A 19,792-nucleotide genomic window follows, 5' to 3' on the forward strand; every position below is an offset into this window, starting at 1 on the left:
GAGGCCTAACCACCGAGGATTCGCCGGCAGGCGTCGACGAAGACCTGCGCGCCCGTGACGATGTCGGCGTCCGCGGTGTTCTCGGTCCAGTGATGGCTGATGCCGCCGATCGACGGCACGAACAGCATCCCCGCGGGCATGATGGTCGCAAGCATCTGCGCGTCGTGGCCGGCGCCGCTGGGCATGCGGATGGATCGTCCGCCGGCGACAGCCTTGCTCGCGGCATCGATCGCGTCCTGAAAGCCGGAGTCCATCAAGGCGGGAGCACCGGTGCGAATCTTCTCCACGGTGACGCTGCAGGGGCCGCTGGCGTTGACCTCGTCCGACATGGCCTTCAGCAATTCCTCCAGGCGCGCGATGACCGCCGGGTTGTCGTCGCGGATCTGGAACAGCATTTCGGCGCCACCCGGAATGATGCTCGGCGCGCCCGGATCGAGCGTGATGCGGCCCGTGGTCCAGACCGTGCGCGGACCGCACGCGGCCGGGAAGCGCTCGTCGATCGCGACGCAGAATTTGGCCAGCGCAAGGCCGGCGTCCTTGCGCGCAGCCATGCGGGTGGTACCGGCGTGGTTCTGCTCGCCGACAAAGTTGATCCGGTATTGCCAGATGCCGACGATCGAGGTCACGACGCCGACCGCGAGCTGTCCGCTCTCGAGCGTATCGCCCTGCTCGATATGCGCCTCCAGATATCCGACGTGCCGCCCCTTCTCGGCGGTGATGCGCGAGCGTCCCGCGAGCCCCATGTCGGCAAGCGCATCGCGCATGGGCTGTCCGTTGGTGCGGTCGCGCGCGGCGTCGATGTCGGCCTCGGTGACTTGCCCCAGATAGGAGCGCGAGCCGAGGAAGCTGCCAAAATGTCCTTCCTCGTCGCACCAGGCGGCGACTTCGACCGCGCCGTTCACGGAGGGATCGGCATTGAGCACCCGCGCGGCCTCGAGCGCGTAGACGACACCGAGCGGACCATCGAGCCAGCCGGCGTAGTTCTGGCTTTCCAGGTGCGAGCCCGCCAGAAGCTTTGGGCCGGGCTTGGTGCTCGTCCCGAACACATTGCCGATGCCGTCAATCGCGGCGGAGAGACCCGCGTCGGGCAGCTTCTGAACCAGCCATTCCAGCGATTGCTTGTGCGGTTCGGAGAAGGTCGGCTTGTGCACGCCGGTCTTGTAGGCGCCGATGGCGCGCAGCGCATTGAGGTCGGCGAGAACGCGTGCGCCGTCGAAGGAAGGACCATTGTCAGGCATGTTCGGCAACCTTCAACGCCTCGGTGCGGATTTCCTCGACCAGCCGTTCCTTGAGCTGGACGAATTCCGGCGTGGTCTTGATCTTGTAGGAACGCGGATGCGGCAGGTCTATGGCAATCTCGGCCTTGATGCGGCCGGGGCGTGCGCTCATGACGATGACGCGGCTGCCGAGGAAGATCGCCTCCTCGATGTCGTGGGTCACGAACAGCACGGTCTTCTGGTCGCGCTCCCAGATCCCGAGCAGCATTTCCTGCATCAAGGCGCGAGTCTGGTTGTCGAGCGCGCCGAAGGGCTCGTCGAGCAGCAGAATCTTTGGATCATTGGCAAGCGCGCGGGCGATTGCCGTGCGCTGCTGCATGCCGCCGGAGAGCTGCTTGGGCCAATGGTTCTCGAAGCCGGACAATCCGACCTGGCGGATGAAGGCGTCGGCGATCTTGTACCGTTCGTCCTGCGACACGCCGCGCTCGCGCAGGCCGAAGGCGATGTTCTCGCGCACGGTCAGCCAGGGAAACAGCGTGTAGGACTGGAACACCATGCCGCGATCCGCCCCCGGGCCCGTCACCTCGCGCCCGTCGAGCGTGACGCGCCCGCCGGTCGGGCGGTCGAGGCCGGCGACGATACGAAGCAGCGTGGACTTGCCGCAGCCGGAGGGGCCGAGGATGGTGACGAAGTCGTTGTTGCCGATGATGAGGTCGGTCGGCTCCAGCGCCCTGGTCGGCGCATTTCCGTGGCGCGCGGGGAAGGTCCGTGAGACCTGTTCGATCTTCAGCGTCGTCATGCGAGCTTCCACGGAAACAGCCAGGCGTTGAACGCCTTGAACAGGAAGTCGGAGACGAGGCCGATCAGCCCGATCACGATGATGCCGAAGATGATCTGGCCGGTGTTGAGCAGCGCCTGGCTGTCGGTGATCATATGGCCGATACCGGAGGACGAGCCGATCAGCTCGGCGACGATGACATAGGTCCAGGCCCAGCCCAGCACCAGCCGCAGGATCTCGGCGATCTCCGGCGCGGAGGAGGGCAGCAGCACACGGCGGATGATGCCGCGGTCGCTGGCCCCGAGCGTATAGGCCGCCTCGACCAGATCGCGCCGCGTCGCGCCGACGGTCACCGCCACCATCAGGATGACCTGGAACACCGAGCCGATGAAGATGACGAGCAGCTTTTGCAGCTCGCCGATGCCGGCCCACAGGATCAAGAGCGGGATGAAGGCGGAGGCGGGCAGGTAGCGTGCAAAGGAGACGAACGGTTCGAGAAAGGCCTCGACCGGCTTGTAGGCACCCATCAGCACGCCGAACGGCACCGCGATGATCGCGGCGAGCGCGAAGCCGCCGACGACGCGCCAGATCGTCATGCCGATGTCGAACATGAAGCCTTGCTTCGTCAGCAGGTCAAAACCTTCCTGCACCATGGTCAGCGGGTTGGCGAGGAAGGTCTTCGACACATGGCCGCCGAAGGTCGCCCAGGACCAGAGGGCAACGAACAGCACGAAGAAAGCGAGGCCAAAGGCCACACGCTGCCTCGATGTCACGGGATCCAGGGGACGCATCAAACTGTCTATCCGAATAATCGATCACGCGCCGGCTCCGCCTCCTGGCGGAACCGGCAGCTTGCAGAAGTCTACTTGATGAAGCTCGCGTCGTAGAGGTCCTCGACCTTCGGCGCGGCCTTGATGATGCCGATCTCGAGCAGGAGCTCGGCGGCGTCCTTGTTGAAGGTCAGGAAATCGCCCGCGAAGAACTTCTGGTTCGCGGCCTTGTCCTGCCAGCGCAGATATTTCGCCGAGTTGCCGAACTGCTCGCCGGTCTGCTTCACGTCCGCGCCCATGATCTCATAGGCCTTGGCCTGGTCCTTGGCGATCAAGTCGAGCGCCTCGAAATAGCTGTTGGCGAGCGCCTGCGCCGCCTTCGGATTCTCGCTCAGGAATTTCGGCGTGCAGCCAAACGTGTCCATCACGATCGGATAATCCAGCGTGGTGGCGATGATCTTGCCCTTGTCGGGCGCGGCGCGCACGGTCGACAGATACGGCTCGTAGGTCATGGCGGCGTCGTTCTGGCCGGAGACGAAGGCCTGCGCGGCCGCGGCGGGCTCGAGATTCACCACGGTCACGTCCTTCGTGGTGAGGCCGTTCTTCTTGAGCATCCAGGCCAGCGCAAAATACGGCGAGGTGCCCGGCGCGGAGGCCGCAACCGTCTTGCCCTTCAGATCCTTGATCGCGGCGATGTCGTTGCGCACGGCCATGCCGTCGGCGCCATAGCTCTTGTCGAGCTGGAAGATCTGCTTGGTGGCGACGCCGTTGGCGTTCCAGGAGATCCAGGTCTCGACCGTGGTTGCCGCGCACTGGATGTCGCCGGAAGCAATCGCAAGATGGCGGTCCTTCTGCGGGATCTTCTTGATCGTGACGTCGAGGCCGTTCTTCTTGAAGATGCCGGCTTCCTTCGCCAGCGTCAGCGGCGCGAAGCCGGTCCACCCGGAGATGCCGACGCCCACCTTGACGTCGTCGGCGAGCACCGGAGTGGAGGCCGCGAGGGCAATGATTGTCGCAAATACCTTTGAACTACGCATGATTGTCGTCCTCTTGCCGATCGATGGATTGACGTCCTGTTGATCTGTTCGTGTCGGTCCATGCGGACCTTTGCCCGAAGCGTTGCACGAATTGTGCCGACATTGGTCTCTCAGCCTCCCTTGAATCGGGCGACAAGGCGGTGGGAGTCACCGGGATAGAGCAGCCGCACGGCGGTGATCGTGCGCGTACTGCGCCAGGTGTAGCGGTCGATCACGAGGCAGGGCGCGCCGACGGCGATGTCGAGCGCTTGCGCCGCGCGATCGTCCGCAACGATGGCGCTGATTGTATGCTCGGCCTCTGTCCATGGGACATGGTGAAGCAGCCACGAGCCAGGCGGTTCGCGCGAGAAGTCCGCGGTCGCGGCATTCGGCACGGACGAGAGGTCGATCAGCCTGTCCTCGACGGCAAACGGCACGTTGTCGGCGCTGTGGCGGCAGGCGATCGCGATCACCTTGCCGGCCTTCTTCACGCCAAGACGGTCGCGGTCGGCGGCGGTCGCCATGCGCAGCTTGCGATGGATCAGCTCGTAGCCGTAAGCGCGGCCGAGCGCGGTGATCTCGGCGCGGATGTCGGCGATCTTGAGCACCGCGGACTGATGCTGCGGCCGGCGGACGAAGGAGCCGGCGCGCCGCCGCCGTTCGATTAAGTCGGCCTGCGCGAGTTCCGACAGCGCCTTGTTCACGGTCATGCGCGAGCAGCCGTAACGCGCCACGAGTTCGTGCTCGAACGGAATGCGATGACCCGGCGGCCACTCGCCGGTCAGGATGCGATTCTTGATGTCGGCGCGGATCCGCTTGTAGAGCGTCGGCTGGTCGGCGCCATCAGTAGCGAGGCTCATGCGAGCAGCCTCCGCACCGATGCGTTGAAGCGCTCGCGCGCCGCCTGGCGCAGCCGGTGCCGTCCGCCCTCGACGACCTTGTCGCCGCCGGCCCAGACGCAATCAATCGCGCCGCTGCCTGCCGCAAAGATCCAGCCGTCGATGGCCGCATCGCCCTGACGTCCCGCGAGCGACGGATGCGCGGCATCGAGCGTGATGATGTCGGCGCGCGCCCCCGGAGTGACGCCGGCAGTCGGCTGCGCAAGTGCCTGCGAGCCGCCGGCGAGGGCTTGATCGAACAGCGTGCGTCCGGTCGAGGCGCCTGCGCCGCCGGAGAGCACATTGCGCTGGCGATGCTTGAGCCGCTGGCCATATTCGAGCTGGCGCAGCTCGTCGGCGGCACCGACCAGCACGTTGGAATCGGTGCCGACGCCGAACCGGCCGCCGGCGTCGAGGAACTCGCGGGCTGGAAAAATGCCGTCGCCGAGGCTCGCTTCGGTGATGGGGCAGAGTCCGGCAACCGCGCCTGTCCTGGCGAGCGCGGTGACCTCCTCGTTCGTCGTGTGGGTTGCGTGGATGAGGCACCAGCGTTGATCGACCGGTGCGTGCTCCAGCAGCCATTGCACAGGGCGCCGGCTCGACCAGGCCAGGCAATCCTCGACTTCCTTCACCTGCTCTGCGGCATGAATGTGCACAGGGCCGCCGTCGGCGAGCGGAATGATCGCCGCGAACTCGTCCGGTGCCACCGCGCGCAAGCTGTGCGGCGCGATGCCGATATTGGCCCCTGGCAATGTTGCGATCGCTTTGCGCGAGGCAGCCATCAGCGCCGCAAACCGGTCGACCGAGCAGATGAAGCGGCGTTGGCCGGCATGTGGTGCCGCGCCCCCAAAAGAGCCATGTGCATAAAAGCTCGGCAGCAGCGTCAGCGCAATACCCGACGCTTCGGCAGCCTGCGTAATGCGCGTGGCCATTTCGGCGAGGTCGGCGTAGGGCGAGCCGTCGCGATCGTGATGCAAATAGTGGAATTCGCCGACGCGGGTAAAACCCTGCTCCAGCATCTCGACATAAAGCAGCGTTGCGACGGCCGCGACATCGTCCGGCGTCATCGCCAGCGCGAAGCGGTACATCGTCTCGCGCCAGGTCCAGAACGTGTCGGTCGAGTCGCCGCGCTGTTCCGCAAGTCCCGCCATGCCGCGCTGGAAGGCGTGGCTGTGCAGGCTTGCCAGCCCCGGAAGCGCGAAGTCGTGGCGCTCGTCGCCGGCGGCCGGCGACACGCCCGGCGTCACCGCCGCGATCGCGCCGGCGGTGATCACCACCTGCACGTCATTGGCCCAGCCCGAGGGCAGGAGCGCGGAGGCGAAATGCAGTCGGGTCATGATTACACGCCGGCTGGACAGAACCGCCTTACGATTATATGTCTAGACATATAAGTCAAGCATCCCAGGGCGCAGGGACATCCGCGAAGGGACAGTTGCATGGCAGAGCGCTTCGACCGGATCTGGCACAATGCCCGCCTCGCCACGATGCGGGCCGATCGTCCCGATCTCGGCGAAATCGAGCACGGCGTGATTGCCGCGCGCGGCGGCCACATCGTCTATGCGGGTGCGGCGGCGGACTTTCCGGCTGACGCAGATGCCATCAAGCGGATCGATTGCGCTGGGCGCTGGATCACGCCGGGCCTCGTCGACTGCCACACTCATCTGGTCTATGGCGGCAACCGTGCGCACGAGTTCGAGCTGCGCCTGAAGGGGGCAAGCTATGAGGAGATCGCGCGCGCCGGCGGCGGCATCGTCTCGACGGTGGCCGCGACGCGCAAGGCGAGCGAGGCCGAGCTCGTCGCAAGCGCACTGCCGCGGCTCGACGCGCTGATCGGCGAGGGCGCCACCACGGTCGAGATCAAGTCCGGCTACGGCCTCGATGTCGACACCGAGATGCGGCAGCTCGCGGCCGCGCGCAGCCTCGGCCGCCAGCGGCCGGTTGCGATCCGCACGTCCTTCCTCGGCGCCCATGCGTTGCCGCCCGAGGCCGATGGTGACAAGGATCGCTATATCGATCTCGTGTGCAAGGAGATGCTGCCCGCGGTTGCCAAGACTGGTCTTGCCGATGCCGTCGACGCTTTCATGGAGGGCATCGCGTTCTCGGCTGAGCAGACCGCGCGGGTGTTCGAGACGGCGAGGGGACTCGGGCTGCCGGTGAAGCTTCATGCCGACCAATTGTCGAACCTCGGCGGTGCCGCGCTCGCGGCCAAATTCTCCGCACTGTCGGCCGATCATCTCGAGCATACCGATGAAGCAGGTGCGGCCGCGATGGCGAAGGCGGGAACGGTGGCTGTGCTGTTGCCGGGCGCCTTCTATTTCATCCGCGAGACGCAGAAGCCGCCGGTCGAGTCGTTCCGCAAGCACGGCGTCCACATGGCGCTGGCGTCGGACTGCAATCCCGGCAGCTCGCCGCTGACCTCGCTGCTGCTGGCGATGAACATGGGCGCGACGCTGTTCCGGATGACAGTGGCCGAATGCCTCACTGGGGTCACCCGCGAAGGCGCGCGGGCGCTTGGCGTGCTCGATGAAACCGGCACGCTAGAGGCCGGCAAATGGTGCGATCTCGCGATCTGGGACATCGAGCGGCCCGCCGAGCTCGTTTACCGCATCGGCTTCAATCCGCTGCACCGCCGGGTTTGGAGGGGGCAATGACGGAGCAGGACGCGGCGATCGTCGTCAAACCGGGAACGGTCAGCCTCGACGATCTCGCGCGCGTGCTTGCGGGACAGCCCGTCGTGCTCGATCCGTCGTTCTGGCCGCGTGTCGAAGCAGCCGCGGCGATCGTCGCCAAGGCGGCGCAAGCAGACACCCCCGTCTACGGCATCAATACCGGCTTCGGAAAGCTCGCCTCGAAGCGCATCCCGCCTGACCAGACCGCGCTGCTCCAGCGCAACCTCATCGTCTCGCATTGCTGCGGTGTCGGTCCGGCGACGCCGGAGCCGATCGTGCGGCTGATGATGGCGCTGAAGATCATCTCGCTCGGGCGCGGCGCATCTGGCGTACGCCGCGAGGTGATCGAGCAGTTGCAGGGAATGCTGGCGCGGCGCGTCTGTCCGCTGGTTCCGCAGCAGGGCTCGGTCGGCGCCTCCGGTGACCTCGCGCCGCTCGCGCACATGACCGCCGTCATGATCGGCGAGGGACAGGCGATTGTCGACGGCAAGACCGTGTCCGGCGGCGAGGCACTCGCTGCCGCCGGGCTTGCGCCGCTGACCCTCGGGCCCAAGGAGGGGCTCGCGCTGATCAACGGCACGCAGTTTTCGACCGCCTATGCCATTTCCGGCGTGCTGCGTGGGTTTCATCTGGCCCGTGCCGCGCTCGTCACCGGCGCGCTGTCGGTCGATGCAGCGATGGCCTCCACAGCGCCGTTCCGCCCTGAAATCCAGGCGCTGCGCGGCCATGCCGGGCAGATCGCCGCGGCTGCGACGCTGACCGCGCTGCTCGACGGCAGCGACATCCGCCTGTCGCATCTCGAAGGCGACGAACGCGTGCAGGATCCCTATTGCCTGCGCTGCCAGCCGCAGGTCGCAGGGGCCGCGCTCGATCTGATCACGCAGGCTGCGCGAGCCCTGATCGTCGAGGCCAATGCCGTCACCGACAACCCGCTCGTCCTGGTCGAGACCGGCGAGATCGTCTCCGGCGGCAATTTCCACGCCGAGCCCGTGGCGTTTGCGGCCGATACGATCGCGCTCGCGCTGTCGGAGATCGGCGCGATCAGCGAGCGGCGCATCGCGACGCTGGTCGATCCCGCGCTGAATTTCGGTCTGCCGCCGTTCCTCACGCCCGATCCCGGCATCAATTCCGGCTTCATGATCGCCGAGGTGACGGCGGCCGCGCTCTATGCCGAGAACAAGCAGCGTGCGGCTGCCTGCTCGATCGATTCGACGCCGACCAGCGCCAACCAGGAAGACCACGTGTCGATGGCCGCGCATGCGGCGAGGCGCCTCGCCGATATGGCGGACAATCTCGCCGCCATCCTCGGCATCGAGCTTCTGGTCGCCGCGCAAGGCATTACGCTGCGCGCGCCGCATGCGACCAGCGCGCCGCTCGTCGCCGTCATCGCCGCGCTCCGCGAACAGGTGCCCGCGCTCGGTGCCGACCGCTACATGGCCGGCGATCTCGCCAAGGCAGCCGCGCTCGTCGAGGCCGATGCGCTGCCGGCGGCTGCGATCGGCGTGCTCCCATCTGATCCATTTCCGAGACTTGCCTGAAGAGGTGTTCCGCATGAACCGCCGACTGGACAACGACCGCACCATCCGCGCGCCCCGCGGCCGCGACATCAGCGCCAAGAGCTGGCTGACGGAGGCTCCCTTGCGCATGCTGATGAACAATCTCGATCCTGATGTCGCGGAGCGCCCGAGCGAGCTCGTCGTCTATGGCGGGATCGGCCGTGCCGCGCGCGACTGGGAGAGCTTTGACCGGATTACGGCGGCGTTGCGCAAGCTCGAAGACGACGAGACGCTGCTGATCCAGTCCGGCAAGCCGGTCGGTGTCTTCCGCACCCACGCCGATGCTCCTCGCGTGCTGATCGCGAACTCCAACATCGTGCCGCATTGGGCGACGCTCGACCATTTCAACGAGCTCGATCGCAAGGGCCTGATGATGTACGGCCAGATGACGGCCGGCTCCTGGATCTATATCGGCAGCCAGGGCATCGTGCAGGGCACCTACGAGACCTTCGTCGAGGTCGGTCGTCGCCATTATGGCGGCAGCCTTGCCGGCAAATGGATTCTCACCGCCGGCCTTGGCGGCATGGGTGGCGCGCAGCCGCTGGCCGCGACCATGGCGGGAGCCTCGATGCTCGCAGTTGAATGCCAGCCGAGCCGCATCGAGATGCGGTTGCGCACCGGCTATCTCGATCGGCAGGCCGCGACGCTCGACGAGGCGCTCGCGATCATGGAAGAGTCCGCAAAGACGAAGAAGGCAATCTCAGTCGGCCTGCTCGGCAATGCCGCGGAGATTTTTCCGGAGCTGGTGCGTCGCGGCGTCAAGCCGGACATCGTCACCGACCAGACCAGCGCCCATGACCCGATCAACGGCTATCTCCCCAAAGGCTGGACGCTCGCCGACTGGGAAGCCAAGCGCGCGTCCGATCCGAAGGCCGTCGAGCGCGCCTCGAAGACCTCGATGGTCGAGCATGTCCAGGCCATGCTGGATTTCCACGCGCAAGGGATTCCGACGCTCGACTACGGCAACAACATCCGCCAGATGGCGCAGGACATGGGCCTGAAGAACGCCTTCGATTTCCCCGGCTTCGTCCCTGCCTATATCCGCCCTCTGTTCTGCCGCGGCGTCGGGCCGTTCCGCTGGGCTGCGCTGTCGGGCGATCCCGAGGACATCTTCAAGACCGATGCCAAGGTCAAGGAGCTGATGCCGAACGATAAGCATCTGCACAATTGGCTCGACATGGCCAGGGAACGCATCAAATTCCAGGGGCTGCCGGCGCGCATCTGCTGGGTCGGCCTCGGCGATCGTCACCGGCTCGGCCTTGCCTTCAACGAGATGGTGGCGCGCGGTGAGCTCAAGGCGCCGGTCGTGATCGGCCGCGACCATCTCGACAGCGGCTCGGTGGCAAGCCCGAACCGCGAGACCGAAGCCATGAAGGACGGATCGGACGCGGTGTCCGACTGGCCGCTGCTCAACGCGCTGCTCAATTGCGCCAGCGGCGCGACCTGGGTGTCGCTGCATCATGGCGGCGGCGTCGGCATCGGCTATTCGCAGCATGCCGGCATGGTGATCGTCGCTGATGGCACGCCGGAAGCTGCAAAGCGGATCGCGCGCGTGCTCTGGAACGATCCGGCCACCGGCGTCATGCGCCATGCCGACGCGGGCTACGACATCGCGATCGACTGCGCTCGTGACAAGGGGCTCGATCTGCCGAGCCTTTCGAAGTAGCTAGCCGCTCATCAGCAGCTTTGGCATCGTCGTCTTCGCGCCGTCCATGAAGGTCTGGACGGCGTCGCGGACGATTGCGTCGAGATCGGGCGGGATCGGCGTTTCGTAGATGAATTTGCGGATGGCGAGATAGAAGATGCGGCCGTGCAGGCCCCAGAACAGCTCGGTCTCGCGCTCACTCAGTGGGCGGGACTTCGCATCGGGCAGCTTGAGATCGTGACGCAGCTCGGCGGCCGCGGGCTCGATGATCTCGCGGCGGACAATGTCGAGATAGCGGCCGGTGATGCCGAACGACTTCATGCCGGAGAAGACGAAGATCCGCACCCAATTGTACTCGAAGACGCGTTCGACATAGTCGAGATAGAAGCGCGTCAGCCGCACCTCCAGCGACAGCGAGCGGTCTTGGATCATCGGCCCCCAGTCGGGCGACCAGCGGCTGAGATAGACCTCCTGGTACACCCGCTCGATCAGCGCTTCCTTGCTCGGGAAGTGGCGATAGATCGCCGAATGGGTGATGCCCATGCGTTTTGCCAGTTCGCGGGTCTGTCCCTCGAAGCCATGCTCGGCAAAGAAGCGGATCGCTTCGTCCACGATTGCGCGCTCGCGGTCGGCCGCGCGCATGTTGCGGCGCTTTGGCGCGGTCTTGCTGCCTGTCTCGGGCCGTCGTCGGACCGGTCGCTTCGCTGGTTTCTGCGCTTTTCGGGCCATTTCGTCGCTGAATCGCACGTCTTGTTGCCTTCATAGCCCAAGGTGCATTTGTGACCAAATGGTCATTTCCTGTTGACCGTTCCCCGGAGGCATGTCAGGATTTTGAGACCAGATGGTTACAAATCTGGCATCCCGGCTGATGAGCCGACGGATATCGAGGAAACGGCGGTGAAGGCGAGGGCTTTCAGCTATTTTCGTGCTGCGACGATCGACCAGGCGCTGGACGCTCATGCGCGCGCTGGCGATGAGGCACGCTTCATCGCCGGGGGCCAGAGCCTCGTGCCGGCCTTGTCGCTGCGGCTGCAGGCGCCGCGGCTCCTGATCGACATCACCCATATTGACGAGCTGCGCGGCGTCAGGCGCGAAGGCGGCTATTTGCGCATCGGCGCGCTGACGCGCCATTGCGAGATGCTGAGCGAGCCGCTGATCGCCGAGTTCGCGCCGCTGCTGCATGCCGCGGCGCCGTTCGTCGCCCATCCCGCGATTCGCAACCGCGGCACCTTTGGCGGCAGCGTTGCGCTTGCCGACCCGGCTTCCGAATTTCCAGCGATGACGCTGGCGCTTGATGCCGAGATCGAGGTCGTGGGTCCTTCCGGCGCCCGGCGGGTGAAAGCCGACGATTTCTTCATCGACCTGTTCGAGACGGCCTTGCAGCCCGGCGAGCTGATCACCGCTGTCTACGTTCCCCTGTTCAAGGCCGACCAGCGCTTTGCGTTCGACGAACTGGCGCGGCGGCGCGGCGACTATGCATTGGTCGGCTGCGGCATGCTTGTGACCTTCTCCGGCGAACGCATCGAGGACATCCGCATCTCCTTTTTCTCTGTCGGCAATACGCCGACACGGGTGAAGGGAGCGGAGGCGACCGTGATCGGCTCGTCCCTCGATGCGGAGCGTATCGCTGTCGCCCAAGCCGCGCTCGAAGGCGATCTCGCGCCGCCTGACAGCGACGAGGTGCCGCCGGCGATGCGGCTGCATCTCGCCCGTGTGCTGCTGGGACGCCTGCTCGGACGTCTGGGTGAGGGCGCATGAGCGGCTTCGACGAAACCCTGCTGGGGGACGCCGAGGCGACCGTGCGGGTCCGCCTCGTCGTCAACGGCCGCAAGGTTGCCTGCGAGGTCGCGCCGCGCGAGACGCTGGTCGATTGCCTGCGCAATGCGCTCGAACTGACGGGGACGCATGCCGGCTGCGAGATGGGCGCCTGCGGGGCCTGCCTCGTGCAGCTCGATGGCCGCGCCGTGCATTCCTGCCTGATGTTCGCGGTGCAGGCCGACGGTGCGAAGATCGAGACCATCGAAGGTCTCACCGAAAGCGGCGTGATCGCCGATCTCCAGGCCGAATTCCATCGTCGCAACGCGCTGCAATGCGGCTTCTGCACGCCGGGCATGCTGGTCAACGCCAACGAGTTGCTCTCGCGGGTGGCGCGGCCGAATCGCGAGGAGATCCGCGACGCGCTGTCGGGTAATTATTGTCGGTGCACCGGTTACGAGGCGATCGTCGATGCCATCGATGCCGTTGCCAAGGCGCGCAGCGACAACGGAGGCGCGACATGAGCGCGCCACGGACCTCGCTCGACCGCCCGAACTCTTATATCGGCCGTTCAGTGCCACGCCCGAACGCCAAGCGGTTGCTTGCCGGCCGCGGCCGTTATGTCAGCGATCTCCGCCTGCCGCGCATGCTGTACGCTGCGTTCCTGCGCAGCCCGCATGCGCACGCCAAGATCGTCGCCGTCAACACCGAGCAGACCCGTGCGCTCGAAGGCGTGCATCTGGTCGCCACAGGTGAGGACCTCGCAAAAATCTGCACGCCCTGGACCGGCACGCTCGATCATTTCAAGGGTATGACCTCGGCGCCGCAATTGCCGTTACCGCTGGATCGCGTGGTCTGGGCCGGGCAGGCCGTGGTCGCCGTCGTCGCCGAGAGCCGGGCCATCGCGGAAGACGCGCTGGAACTGATCGAGATCGATTACGAGGATCTTCCCCTCGTTGTCGATATCGACAGTGCGCGGGAAGCGGGTGGGCCGGTGATCAATCCCGGCAGCGCCAACAACACCTGCTTTCGCGCTCAGCTCGACAACGGCACCGTCGACGAGGCCTTCGCGCATGCGGCCCACGTGGTGGAGGAGGAATTCTCCTTCGGCCGCCACACCGCCGTGACGCTGGAGCCGCGCGCGATCGTCGCGGACTATGATCCCGCTGCCGGCGCGCTCACGGTGCATCACGGGACGCAGACGCCTTACCAGTTCCAGGATCTCTATTCGCGCCACTACGGCATCCCCGAGGCCCGCGTTCGCGTCATCGCAACCGACATCGGCGGTTCCTTCGGGATGAAGCTTCATGTCTATCACGAGGACATGGCGGTGGTCGGCCTTTCGATCCTGCTCGGCCGCCCCGTCAAATATGTCGCCGACCGCATTGAATCCTTTGTCTCCGACATCCATGCCCGCGACCATCGCGTCCGGGCCCGCATGGCGGTCGATGCCAAGGGCGAAATCCTGGCGATGGACGTCCTTGACCTGACCGCGATCGGCGCGTTCTCGACCTATCCGCGCACCAGCGTGGTCGAAGGCAATCAGGTGATCCGCCTGATGGGCGCGCCCTATCGCTTCAGGAACTATCGCGCCACGCTGGAGGTGCTCTTCCAGAACAAGGTGCAGACCAGCCAGTATCGCGCTGTCGGCCATCCCATCGCTTGCGCCGTCACCGAGCGGCTGGTGGATATGGCCGCAGCCAAGGTCGGGCTCGATCCCTTTGCCATCCGCGCACAGAACGTGATCGCCGATGATGCCTATCCGCAGACCTCGCCGACCGGCTACCGCTTCGAGGCGCTGTCCCATCAGGCCTGCCTGAAGCGCCTGCATGAGATGATGGATTATGACGCGCTGCGTGCCGAGCAGGCGAATTTGCGCAAGCGCGGCATCTATCGGGGCATTGGCATCGCCACCTTTGTCGAGATCACCAACCCGAGCCCGGCCTTCTATGGCGTCGGAGGCGCGCGGATCTCCTCACAGGACGGCGCCATTCTCAGCCTGACGCCGTCGGGCGAGGTGCGCTGCCTGATCTCGGTCACCGAGCAGGGGCAGGGCACCGAGGCGATCATCAGCCAGATCGTGGCCGACCAGCTCGGCCTCGCGCAGGAGCGCGTCAAGGTCATCACCGGCGATACCGAGGTGACGCCGCATGGCGGCGCCACCTGGGCCTGCCGCGGCGCCGGCATCGGCGGCGAGACCGCGCTCCAGGCCACGCGTGCGCTCAAGCGCAATATTCTGGAGATCGCCGCGCTGATCCTCCAGGAGCAGCCATCTGCGCTCGACATCATCGATGGCGAGGTCGTCGATGCGGTGACGCGGAACCAGCGCATGCCGATCGCGGAGATCGCGCGCATCGCCTATTTCCGCTCCGATACGCTGCCGCCGGGCACGCAGGCGCAGCTCACGGTAAGCCATCACTTCGCCCCGCAGGGTTATCCCTTCGCCTTCACCAACGGCATTCAGGGCTGTTCGCTGGAGGTCGATGTCGAGACCGGCTTCATCAAGATGCTGAAGCATTTCATCGTCGAGGATTGCGGCCGCGTCATCAATCCAATGCTGGTGGACGAGCAGCTCCGCGGCGGCGTCGTGCAGGGGCTGGGTGCCGCGCTGTTCGAGGAATGCCGCTACAGCGAAACCGGTCAGCTCATGAATGGCTCGCTCGCCGATTACCTCGTTCCGATGCCGATGGAGATGCCCGACATCGTCATCGGCCATGTCGAGACGCCGACCGCCGACACCGTGCTCGGCGCCAAGGGCGTCGGCGAGGCCGGCACGGCGGCGGCGTCAGCCTGCGTGCTCAACGCGGTCAACGACGCGCTCGCGCCGTTCGGCGCCACGATCAACTCAATTCCGATCACGCCGACAAAAGTCCTGAAAGCCCTGAAGCATTTCTAGAAAAAAGACCCTGGAGGAAATCATGCCTAAATCCGGTTCGACTCCGAAAATAACCCGCCGCACCGCACTCGCCGGCCTCTCGGCCAGCGCGGCGCTGCTCGCGATGCCCCGGCTCGGCCGCGCCGCCGATGAGACGATCCGCATCGGCTTCCCGACGCCGCTGACAGGGCCGTTCGCAGCGGAAGCGCGCGACCAGGTCAGATGCGCCGAGCTCGCCGTCAAGCTCGTCAACGACAAGGGCGGCATCGGCGGCCGCAAGGTCGAGCTCTTGGTGCGCGACGATAAGCTCAATGCGGGCGAAGCTGCGACCCGCACACTGGAGTTGATCGAGAAAGACAAGGTTCATGCGGTGGTCGGCGCGCTCTCCAGCGCCGTGCAGCTCGCAGTCAACGAGGTCACCCGCGCCCGCGGCGTGATCTACGTCTCGATCAGTCAGTCCGACACGATCAACGAGGCCAAGGATTTCAGCAAGTACACATTCCACGAGGCGCTCAACCCGCACATGACCACCGCTGCGGTAGCGCGGCAGACCCTGAAGAAGGGAATGAAGGTCGCCCATCTCGTTGCCGACTATGCCTACGGCCATGAGATGCTGCGCGGCTTCAAGCGCGCGCAGACGACCATTGGTGCTGACACTGTCGGCGAAATTCTGCATCCGTTCGGGGCGGCCGACTATTCCACTTTCATGCCACGGCTGATGTCGATGCGACCGGACGTGCTCTGCATCTCCAATTTCGGCCGGGACCAGGCCAACGCGATCAAGCAGGCGGTCGATTTCGGCGTGAAGCAGCAGATGAAGATCGTCGTGCCCGTCATCCTGCACAACCAGCGCCTCGCGGTTGGCCCTGACGTGTTCGAGGGCGTGGTCGGCGGTGCCAACTATTATTGGGGCCTTGAGACGCAGAGCAAGACGGCAGCCAGCTTCAACGCGGCATTCAAGGCCGCCAACGGCGGCGCGATCCCGACCGATTACGGTGCCTATGGCTATTCTGGCGTCGGATCGTTGCTGGCCGCCATCGAGGCCGCCGGCGGCACCGACACCGACAAGGTCGTCGATGCCCTGGAGAAGCTGCAGTACGATCTGACCAAGGGGCCGCAGCACTACCGCAAATGCGATCATCAGTCGGTGCAGTCGGTGCTGGTGCTGGAGTCCAAGAAGAAGTCCGCGATGACCAACGACAACGATCTGTTCGCCATTCTCGCCAATGACGCCGGCTCCGACGACATGCTGCGCAGCTGCAGCGAACTCGGCCACGCGACGTAAGTCTTGTGACGATGGACCTGTCGCTGATCATCATGCAGCTTCTCTCCGGGATCGCCCTTGGGGCGGTCCTGGTGATCACTGCGCTTGGATTGACGATCGTGTTCGGCATGCTCGGGGTGGTGAATTTCGCCCATGGCGCGCTGTTCATGATCGGGGCCTATGCTGGGCTGTATCTGGCGTCGCTCACCGGAAGCTTCTGGTGGGGACTGCTGCTCGCTCCCATCCTGATCGGCGCCTTCGGCATGCTGATCGAGTTCGTCCTGATCCGCAGGCTCTATGGACGCTCGATCGACGATCCGTTGCTGCTCACCTTCGGCCTCAGCTACATCCTCGTCGAAGGTGTGCGCATCGTGTTCGGGAGCGACGGCATTCCGTTTCCGACCCCGCCGCAACTGGTCGGCGTGCTTGATCTCGGCATCGGCTTCTTCCCGCGCTACCGCCTGTTCGTCATCGCGCTGGTGGCCGTGGTGCTGCTGGTGCTCTGGCTGACACTGGAAAAGACCCGCATCGGCTTGATCGTGCGCGCCGGCGCGCGCGATCCCACCATCATGCAGGTGCTCGGCGTCGATATCGGCCGGGTCTGGCTTGCGATCTTCGGCCTCGGCGTCGGGCTCGCCGCGCTCGGCGGCGTGCTCGCCGGTCCCATGCGCAGCGTCAATCCGGAGATGGGCTCGCTCGTGCTTGCGGAGGCGTTCGTGGTGACCGTGATCGGTGGCCTTGGTTCGATCGTCGGGGCTGTCGTTGCCGGCCTCATGGTCGGCATATCCATCAGCATGGTCGCGCTGTTCGCCCCTGAGATGGCGACCATCGTCATGTTCGCGCTGATGGCGGTGGTGCTGCTGATCCGCCCGCAGGGCCTGTTCGGCGTCAGAGGGAGGACCGCGTGATGCTGCCTTCGAGCGGCGAGTCGGTAGCCCGGCCCTCGCGCAATGGGATCGCCTGGATTCTCGACCAGCGTGTGCTGCTCTCGATCGCGGTGCTTGCCGTGCTGCCCTGGCTGCTGCCGTCACAGGCGCTGGCCGTGAACGTCCTGATCTACGGGGTCGTGGTGATGGGCTACAATCTGTTGTTCGGCTACACCGGGCTGTTGTCGTTCGGCCAGGCCGCCTTCTTCGGCGCGGGCGCCTACTTCACCGGCATTGCGATCGGCCGCTACGGCGTGCCCTGGTTCGCCGCGGTGCCGATCGCCGTGCTCCTCAGCACCTGCCTCGCTGCTGCGATCGGCATCGTCTCGACACGCACCCGTGGCATTTACTTCTCCATGGTAACGTTGGCGCTGGCCCAGCTCGTCTATTACGTCGCGCTGCAGGCCTCGTCCTTCACCGGCGGCGAAAACGGCCTGCGCGGCTTCACCGTCGACCGCATCAGCCTGTTCGGCCTTCCCGTCAATTTCCTCGACCCCATCAACAAATACTACGTGCTGATGGTCTTCGCGGCGCTGGCGCTGTGGCTCCAGTCGCGCATCCTGAACTCGCCGTTCGGTGCCGTGATCGAGGCGATCCGCGAGAACGAGCAGCGGGCGCGGGCCTGCGGCTATGACGTCGAGCGCAGCAAGCTGATCGTGTTCATGCTGTCGGGCGCGATCTCCTCGCTTGGCGGCTGCATGCTGGCGCTGCATCTGTCGATCGTGCCGCTGGACATCCTGCACTACCAGACCTCCGGCATGATCGTGATGATGGTGTTGCTCGGCGGCGCCCGCAGCTTCTTCGGCCCGTTCGTCGGCGCGGCGAGCTTCCTGATCCTGGAGGACGTCATCTCGCTCTGGACGCCGCATTGGCAGATCTTTGTCGGCGCGATCTTCGTCCTCTTTGTGCTGTTCCTGCCCAAGGGCATCTGGGGCACGCTGCTCGATGCGCTCGGCATCGGAAAGGCACGGCCATGAGCAGCGAATTGCTTCGCGCCGAGGGGATCGGCAAGCGCTTTGGAGGCTTCGTCGCGCTCGAAGGCATCACCGTGTCCTTTGCGGCGGGACAGCTCACCTCGATCATCGGGCCGAACGGCGCCGGCAAGAGCACCTTCTTCAACATTCTCTCGGGTGCTTTGACGCCGACCTCGGGCAAGCTGCACTTCAGGGGACGCGAGCTGAATGGCCTGCCCCAGCATCGCTTCGTGCATCAGGGCATCTCGCGCTCCTACCAGATCACCAACATCTTCCCGGACCTGTCCGTGCACGAGAACGTGCGCGTGGCAGCACAGGCGCTGACCGTCAGCTACGACATCTGGCGCAACCGTGCCCGGCTGGCGGAGCTGAATGTGCGGGCCGATGCCGCGCTAGACGCCGTCGGGCTGCTCGGTAAGCGCAGCGAGGTGGCGAAATTCCTGTCGCATGGCCAGCAGCGCGCGCTGGAGATCGCGATTGCGCTGGTCTCCGAGCCGGAATTGCTATTGCTCGACGAGCCGACCGCCGGCATGGGACCGGAGGAGACCAAGGACATGGTCGCGCTGCTCGAACGGCTCGCCGACAAGCGCACCGTGCTGCTGGTGGAGCACAAGATGAAGATGGTGCTGGGCCTGTCCAAGCGCGTCGTGGTGCTGCATCACGGCCGCCTGCTGGCGGACGGCGCGCCCGACGAGATCAGGAGCAATCCGGAAGTCCGCCGGGTCTACCTCGGACAGAGTGAAGGCTATGGCTGAGACCGCGCTGCTCGAAATCGAGAACCTCCACGCCTGGTATGGCGCGAGCCATGTCCTTCACGGCATTTCCCTGCAGGTGAAGGAGGGCGAAGTGGTTGCGCTCGTCGGCCGCAACGGTGCGGGCAAGACCACGACCTTGCGGGCAATGATGGGCCTTATGCCGAAAGCGACGGGTCGCGTGCGCTTTGCGGGCAGGGAGCTGTTGCCGCTCCGTGCCCATCAGCGCTTTCATCTTGGCCTCGCTTATGTGCCCGAAGAGCGCCGCATCGTCCCTGGCCTGTCCGTGCGCGAGAACCTGCGGCTCGGCCTGGTTGCTGCCGGCAGCGAGATCGATGAGCGTGCCGCGATCGACGAGATCGCCGAGACCTTTCCGCGCCTGAAGGAACGCCTCGATCAGGAGGGCGTGACGCTCTCCGGCGGCGAGCAACAGATGCTGGCGATCGCGCGCGCCCTGATCGCCAGGCCCAGGATGGTCCTGCTCGATGAGCCCTCGGAGGGGATCATGCCTGTGCTGGTCGAGGAGATGGGCGTGTTGTTCCGCCGCCTGCGTGATGAAGGCAAGACGTTGCTTCTGGTGGAGCAGAATGTCGAATGGGCCCTGCGGCTTGCCGATCGTGCCGTGATCATCGACCAGGGCGAGGTCGTGCATCAAAGCAGCGCCGCGGCGCTGCTGGCGGACAAGGACATTCAGGAGCGCTATTGCGCGGTGTGACC

At 65.6% G+C, this 19,792-nt stretch carries 18 protein-coding genes; 11 read left to right on the forward strand and 7 right to left on the reverse strand.

Annotation, left to right across the window (positions count from 1 at the left end):
• Positions 1-5: 5 nt before the first annotated feature.
• The 6 genes from ACVWW6_RS19795 to ACVWW6_RS19820 form a co-directional block, all read right to left on the reverse strand.
• Positions 6-1,238 (reverse strand): hydantoinase/carbamoylase family amidase, encoded by a 1,233-nt coding sequence (locus ACVWW6_RS19795; RefSeq protein ID WP_456681296.1) that lies wholly within the window; start codon positions 1,236-1,238, stop codon positions 6-8.
• Positions 1,231-2,016: an ABC transporter ATP-binding protein gene (locus ACVWW6_RS19800; RefSeq protein ID WP_038966753.1), complete on the reverse strand. Its 786-nt coding sequence runs from the start codon at positions 2,014-2,016 to the stop codon at positions 1,231-1,233. The genes ACVWW6_RS19795 and ACVWW6_RS19800 overlap by 8 nt, the downstream gene beginning before the upstream one ends.
• Positions 2,013-2,786 (reverse strand): ABC transporter permease, encoded by a 774-nt coding sequence (locus ACVWW6_RS19805; RefSeq protein ID WP_011088987.1) that lies wholly within the window; start codon positions 2,784-2,786, stop codon positions 2,013-2,015. Before ACVWW6_RS19805 ends, ACVWW6_RS19800 begins: the two co-directional genes overlap by 4 nt.
• Positions 2,787-2,857: 71 nt before the next feature.
• A complete protein-coding gene (locus tag ACVWW6_RS19810) occupies positions 2,858-3,802 on the reverse strand; it encodes an ABC transporter substrate-binding protein (RefSeq protein WP_011088986.1) in 945 nt (314 codons plus the stop codon).
• 110 nt (positions 3,803-3,912) lie between these two features.
• Positions 3,913-4,641: a histidine utilization repressor gene (gene hutC / locus ACVWW6_RS19815; RefSeq protein WP_456681297.1), complete on the reverse strand. Its 729-nt coding sequence runs from the start codon at positions 4,639-4,641 to the stop codon at positions 3,913-3,915.
• A complete protein-coding gene (locus ACVWW6_RS19820) occupies positions 4,638-5,996 on the reverse strand; it encodes a formimidoylglutamate deiminase (protein WP_456681298.1) in 1,359 nt (452 codons plus the stop codon). The genes hutC and ACVWW6_RS19820 overlap by 4 nt, the downstream gene beginning before the upstream one ends.
• A 99-nt stretch (positions 5,997-6,095) precedes the next feature.
• Here ACVWW6_RS19820 and hutI point away from each other — a divergent pair, with 99 nt between their 5' ends.
• From hutI to hutU, 3 genes are read left to right on the forward strand one after another with little or no spacing between them, the layout of a single operon-like run.
• Positions 6,096-7,310 carry an imidazolonepropionase gene (hutI, locus tag ACVWW6_RS19825; protein ID WP_028174334.1) on the forward strand — a complete coding sequence of 405 codons (1,215 nt, stop codon included), beginning with the start codon at positions 6,096-6,098 and terminating at the stop codon, positions 7,308-7,310.
• The gene (hutH, locus tag ACVWW6_RS19830) at positions 7,307-8,866 is read left to right on the forward strand and encodes a histidine ammonia-lyase (protein ID WP_456681299.1); all 1,560 of its coding nucleotides are present in this window, start codon (positions 7,307-7,309) and stop codon (positions 8,864-8,866) included. Before hutI ends, hutH begins: the two co-directional genes overlap by 4 nt.
• 13 nt (positions 8,867-8,879) lie before the next feature.
• Entirely contained in the window at positions 8,880-10,550 is a 1,671-nt protein-coding gene (hutU, locus tag ACVWW6_RS19835; RefSeq protein WP_060908422.1) for a urocanate hydratase, read from the forward strand.
• Here hutU and ACVWW6_RS19840 read toward each other — a convergent pair whose 3' ends face one another.
• Positions 10,551-11,171, reverse strand: coding sequence for a TetR/AcrR family transcriptional regulator (locus ACVWW6_RS19840; protein ID WP_060912642.1), 621 nt, complete (start codon positions 11,169-11,171; stop codon positions 10,551-10,553).
• A gap of 255 nt (positions 11,172-11,426) precedes the next feature.
• Between ACVWW6_RS19840 and ACVWW6_RS19845 the strand changes: the two genes are divergently transcribed.
• The 8 genes from ACVWW6_RS19845 to ACVWW6_RS19880 are packed head-to-tail and all read left to right on the forward strand — an operon-like array spanning position 11,427 to position 19,790.
• Positions 11,427-12,287: an FAD binding domain-containing protein gene (locus tag ACVWW6_RS19845; protein ID WP_456681300.1), complete on the forward strand. Its 861-nt coding sequence runs from the start codon at positions 11,427-11,429 to the stop codon at positions 12,285-12,287.
• Positions 12,284-12,808 carry a (2Fe-2S)-binding protein gene (locus tag ACVWW6_RS19850; RefSeq protein ID WP_060908420.1) on the forward strand — a complete coding sequence of 175 codons (525 nt, stop codon included), beginning with the start codon at positions 12,284-12,286 and terminating at the stop codon, positions 12,806-12,808. The genes ACVWW6_RS19845 and ACVWW6_RS19850 overlap by 4 nt, the downstream gene beginning before the upstream one ends.
• Entirely contained in the window at positions 12,805-15,180 is a 2,376-nt protein-coding gene (locus ACVWW6_RS19855) for a xanthine dehydrogenase family protein molybdopterin-binding subunit (protein ID WP_456681301.1), read from the forward strand. Before ACVWW6_RS19850 ends, ACVWW6_RS19855 begins: the two co-directional genes overlap by 4 nt.
• 22 nt (positions 15,181-15,202) lie before the next feature.
• A complete protein-coding gene (locus tag ACVWW6_RS19860; protein WP_271611952.1) occupies positions 15,203-16,444 on the forward strand; it encodes an ABC transporter substrate-binding protein in 1,242 nt (413 codons plus the stop codon).
• Positions 16,445-16,455: 11 nt separating this feature from the next.
• Positions 16,456-17,331 carry a branched-chain amino acid ABC transporter permease gene (locus ACVWW6_RS19865; RefSeq protein ID WP_028174342.1) on the forward strand — a complete coding sequence of 292 codons (876 nt, stop codon included), beginning with the start codon at positions 16,456-16,458 and terminating at the stop codon, positions 17,329-17,331.
• Positions 17,328-18,326, forward strand: coding sequence for a branched-chain amino acid ABC transporter permease (locus tag ACVWW6_RS19870; RefSeq protein WP_456681302.1), 999 nt, complete (start codon positions 17,328-17,330; stop codon positions 18,324-18,326). Before ACVWW6_RS19865 ends, ACVWW6_RS19870 begins: the two co-directional genes overlap by 4 nt.
• Positions 18,323-19,078 carry an ABC transporter ATP-binding protein gene (locus tag ACVWW6_RS19875; protein ID WP_404521535.1) on the forward strand — a complete coding sequence of 252 codons (756 nt, stop codon included), beginning with the start codon at positions 18,323-18,325 and terminating at the stop codon, positions 19,076-19,078. Before ACVWW6_RS19870 ends, ACVWW6_RS19875 begins: the two co-directional genes overlap by 4 nt.
• Positions 19,071-19,790, forward strand: a complete 720-nt coding sequence (locus ACVWW6_RS19880; RefSeq protein WP_060908416.1) for an ABC transporter ATP-binding protein — start codon at positions 19,071-19,073, stop codon at positions 19,788-19,790. The genes ACVWW6_RS19875 and ACVWW6_RS19880 overlap by 8 nt, the downstream gene beginning before the upstream one ends.
• The last annotated feature ends 2 nt before the right edge of the window (positions 19,791-19,792 follow it).

The sequence above is a fragment of the Bradyrhizobium sp. USDA 3311 genome, from assembly GCF_054062495.1.

Excerpts from the sequence above, each read along its gene's own strand:
- ACVWW6_RS19840 (WP_060912642.1), bottom strand. The coding sequence starts at position 11,171 with ATGCGCGCGGCCGACCGCGAGCGCGCAATCGTGGACGAAGCGATCCGC.
- ACVWW6_RS19800 (WP_038966753.1), bottom strand. The coding sequence starts at position 2,016 with ATGACGACGCTGAAGATCGAACAGGTCTCACGGACCTTCCCCGCGCGC.
- ACVWW6_RS19850 (WP_060908420.1), top strand. The coding sequence starts at position 12,284 with ATGAGCGGCTTCGACGAAACCCTGCTGGGGGACGCCGAGGCGACCGTG.
- ACVWW6_RS19875 (WP_404521535.1), top strand. The coding sequence starts at position 18,323 with ATGAGCAGCGAATTGCTTCGCGCCGAGGGGATCGGCAAGCGCTTTGGA.
- ACVWW6_RS19820 (WP_456681298.1), bottom strand. The coding sequence starts at position 5,996 with ATGACCCGACTGCATTTCGCCTCCGCGCTCCTGCCCTCGGGCTGGGCC.
- hutH (WP_456681299.1), top strand. The coding sequence starts at position 7,307 with ATGACGGAGCAGGACGCGGCGATCGTCGTCAAACCGGGAACGGTCAGC.
- ACVWW6_RS19855 (WP_456681301.1), top strand. The coding sequence starts at position 12,805 with ATGAGCGCGCCACGGACCTCGCTCGACCGCCCGAACTCTTATATCGGC.
- ACVWW6_RS19810 (WP_011088986.1), bottom strand. The coding sequence starts at position 3,802 with ATGCGTAGTTCAAAGGTATTTGCGACAATCATTGCCCTCGCGGCCTCC.
- ACVWW6_RS19805 (WP_011088987.1), bottom strand. The coding sequence starts at position 2,786 with ATGCGTCCCCTGGATCCCGTGACATCGAGGCAGCGTGTGGCCTTTGGC.
- ACVWW6_RS19865 (WP_028174342.1), top strand. The coding sequence starts at position 16,456 with ATGGACCTGTCGCTGATCATCATGCAGCTTCTCTCCGGGATCGCCCTT.
- ACVWW6_RS19880 (WP_060908416.1), top strand. The coding sequence starts at position 19,071 with ATGGCTGAGACCGCGCTGCTCGAAATCGAGAACCTCCACGCCTGGTAT.
- hutI (WP_028174334.1), top strand. The coding sequence starts at position 6,096 with ATGGCAGAGCGCTTCGACCGGATCTGGCACAATGCCCGCCTCGCCACG.
- hutC (WP_456681297.1), bottom strand. The coding sequence starts at position 4,641 with ATGAGCCTCGCTACTGATGGCGCCGACCAGCCGACGCTCTACAAGCGG.
- ACVWW6_RS19795 (WP_456681296.1), bottom strand. The coding sequence starts at position 1,238 with ATGCCTGACAATGGTCCTTCCTTCGACGGCGCACGCGTTCTCGCCGAC.
- hutU (WP_060908422.1), top strand. The coding sequence starts at position 8,880 with ATGAACCGCCGACTGGACAACGACCGCACCATCCGCGCGCCCCGCGGC.
- ACVWW6_RS19860 (WP_271611952.1), top strand. The coding sequence starts at position 15,203 with ATGCCTAAATCCGGTTCGACTCCGAAAATAACCCGCCGCACCGCACTC.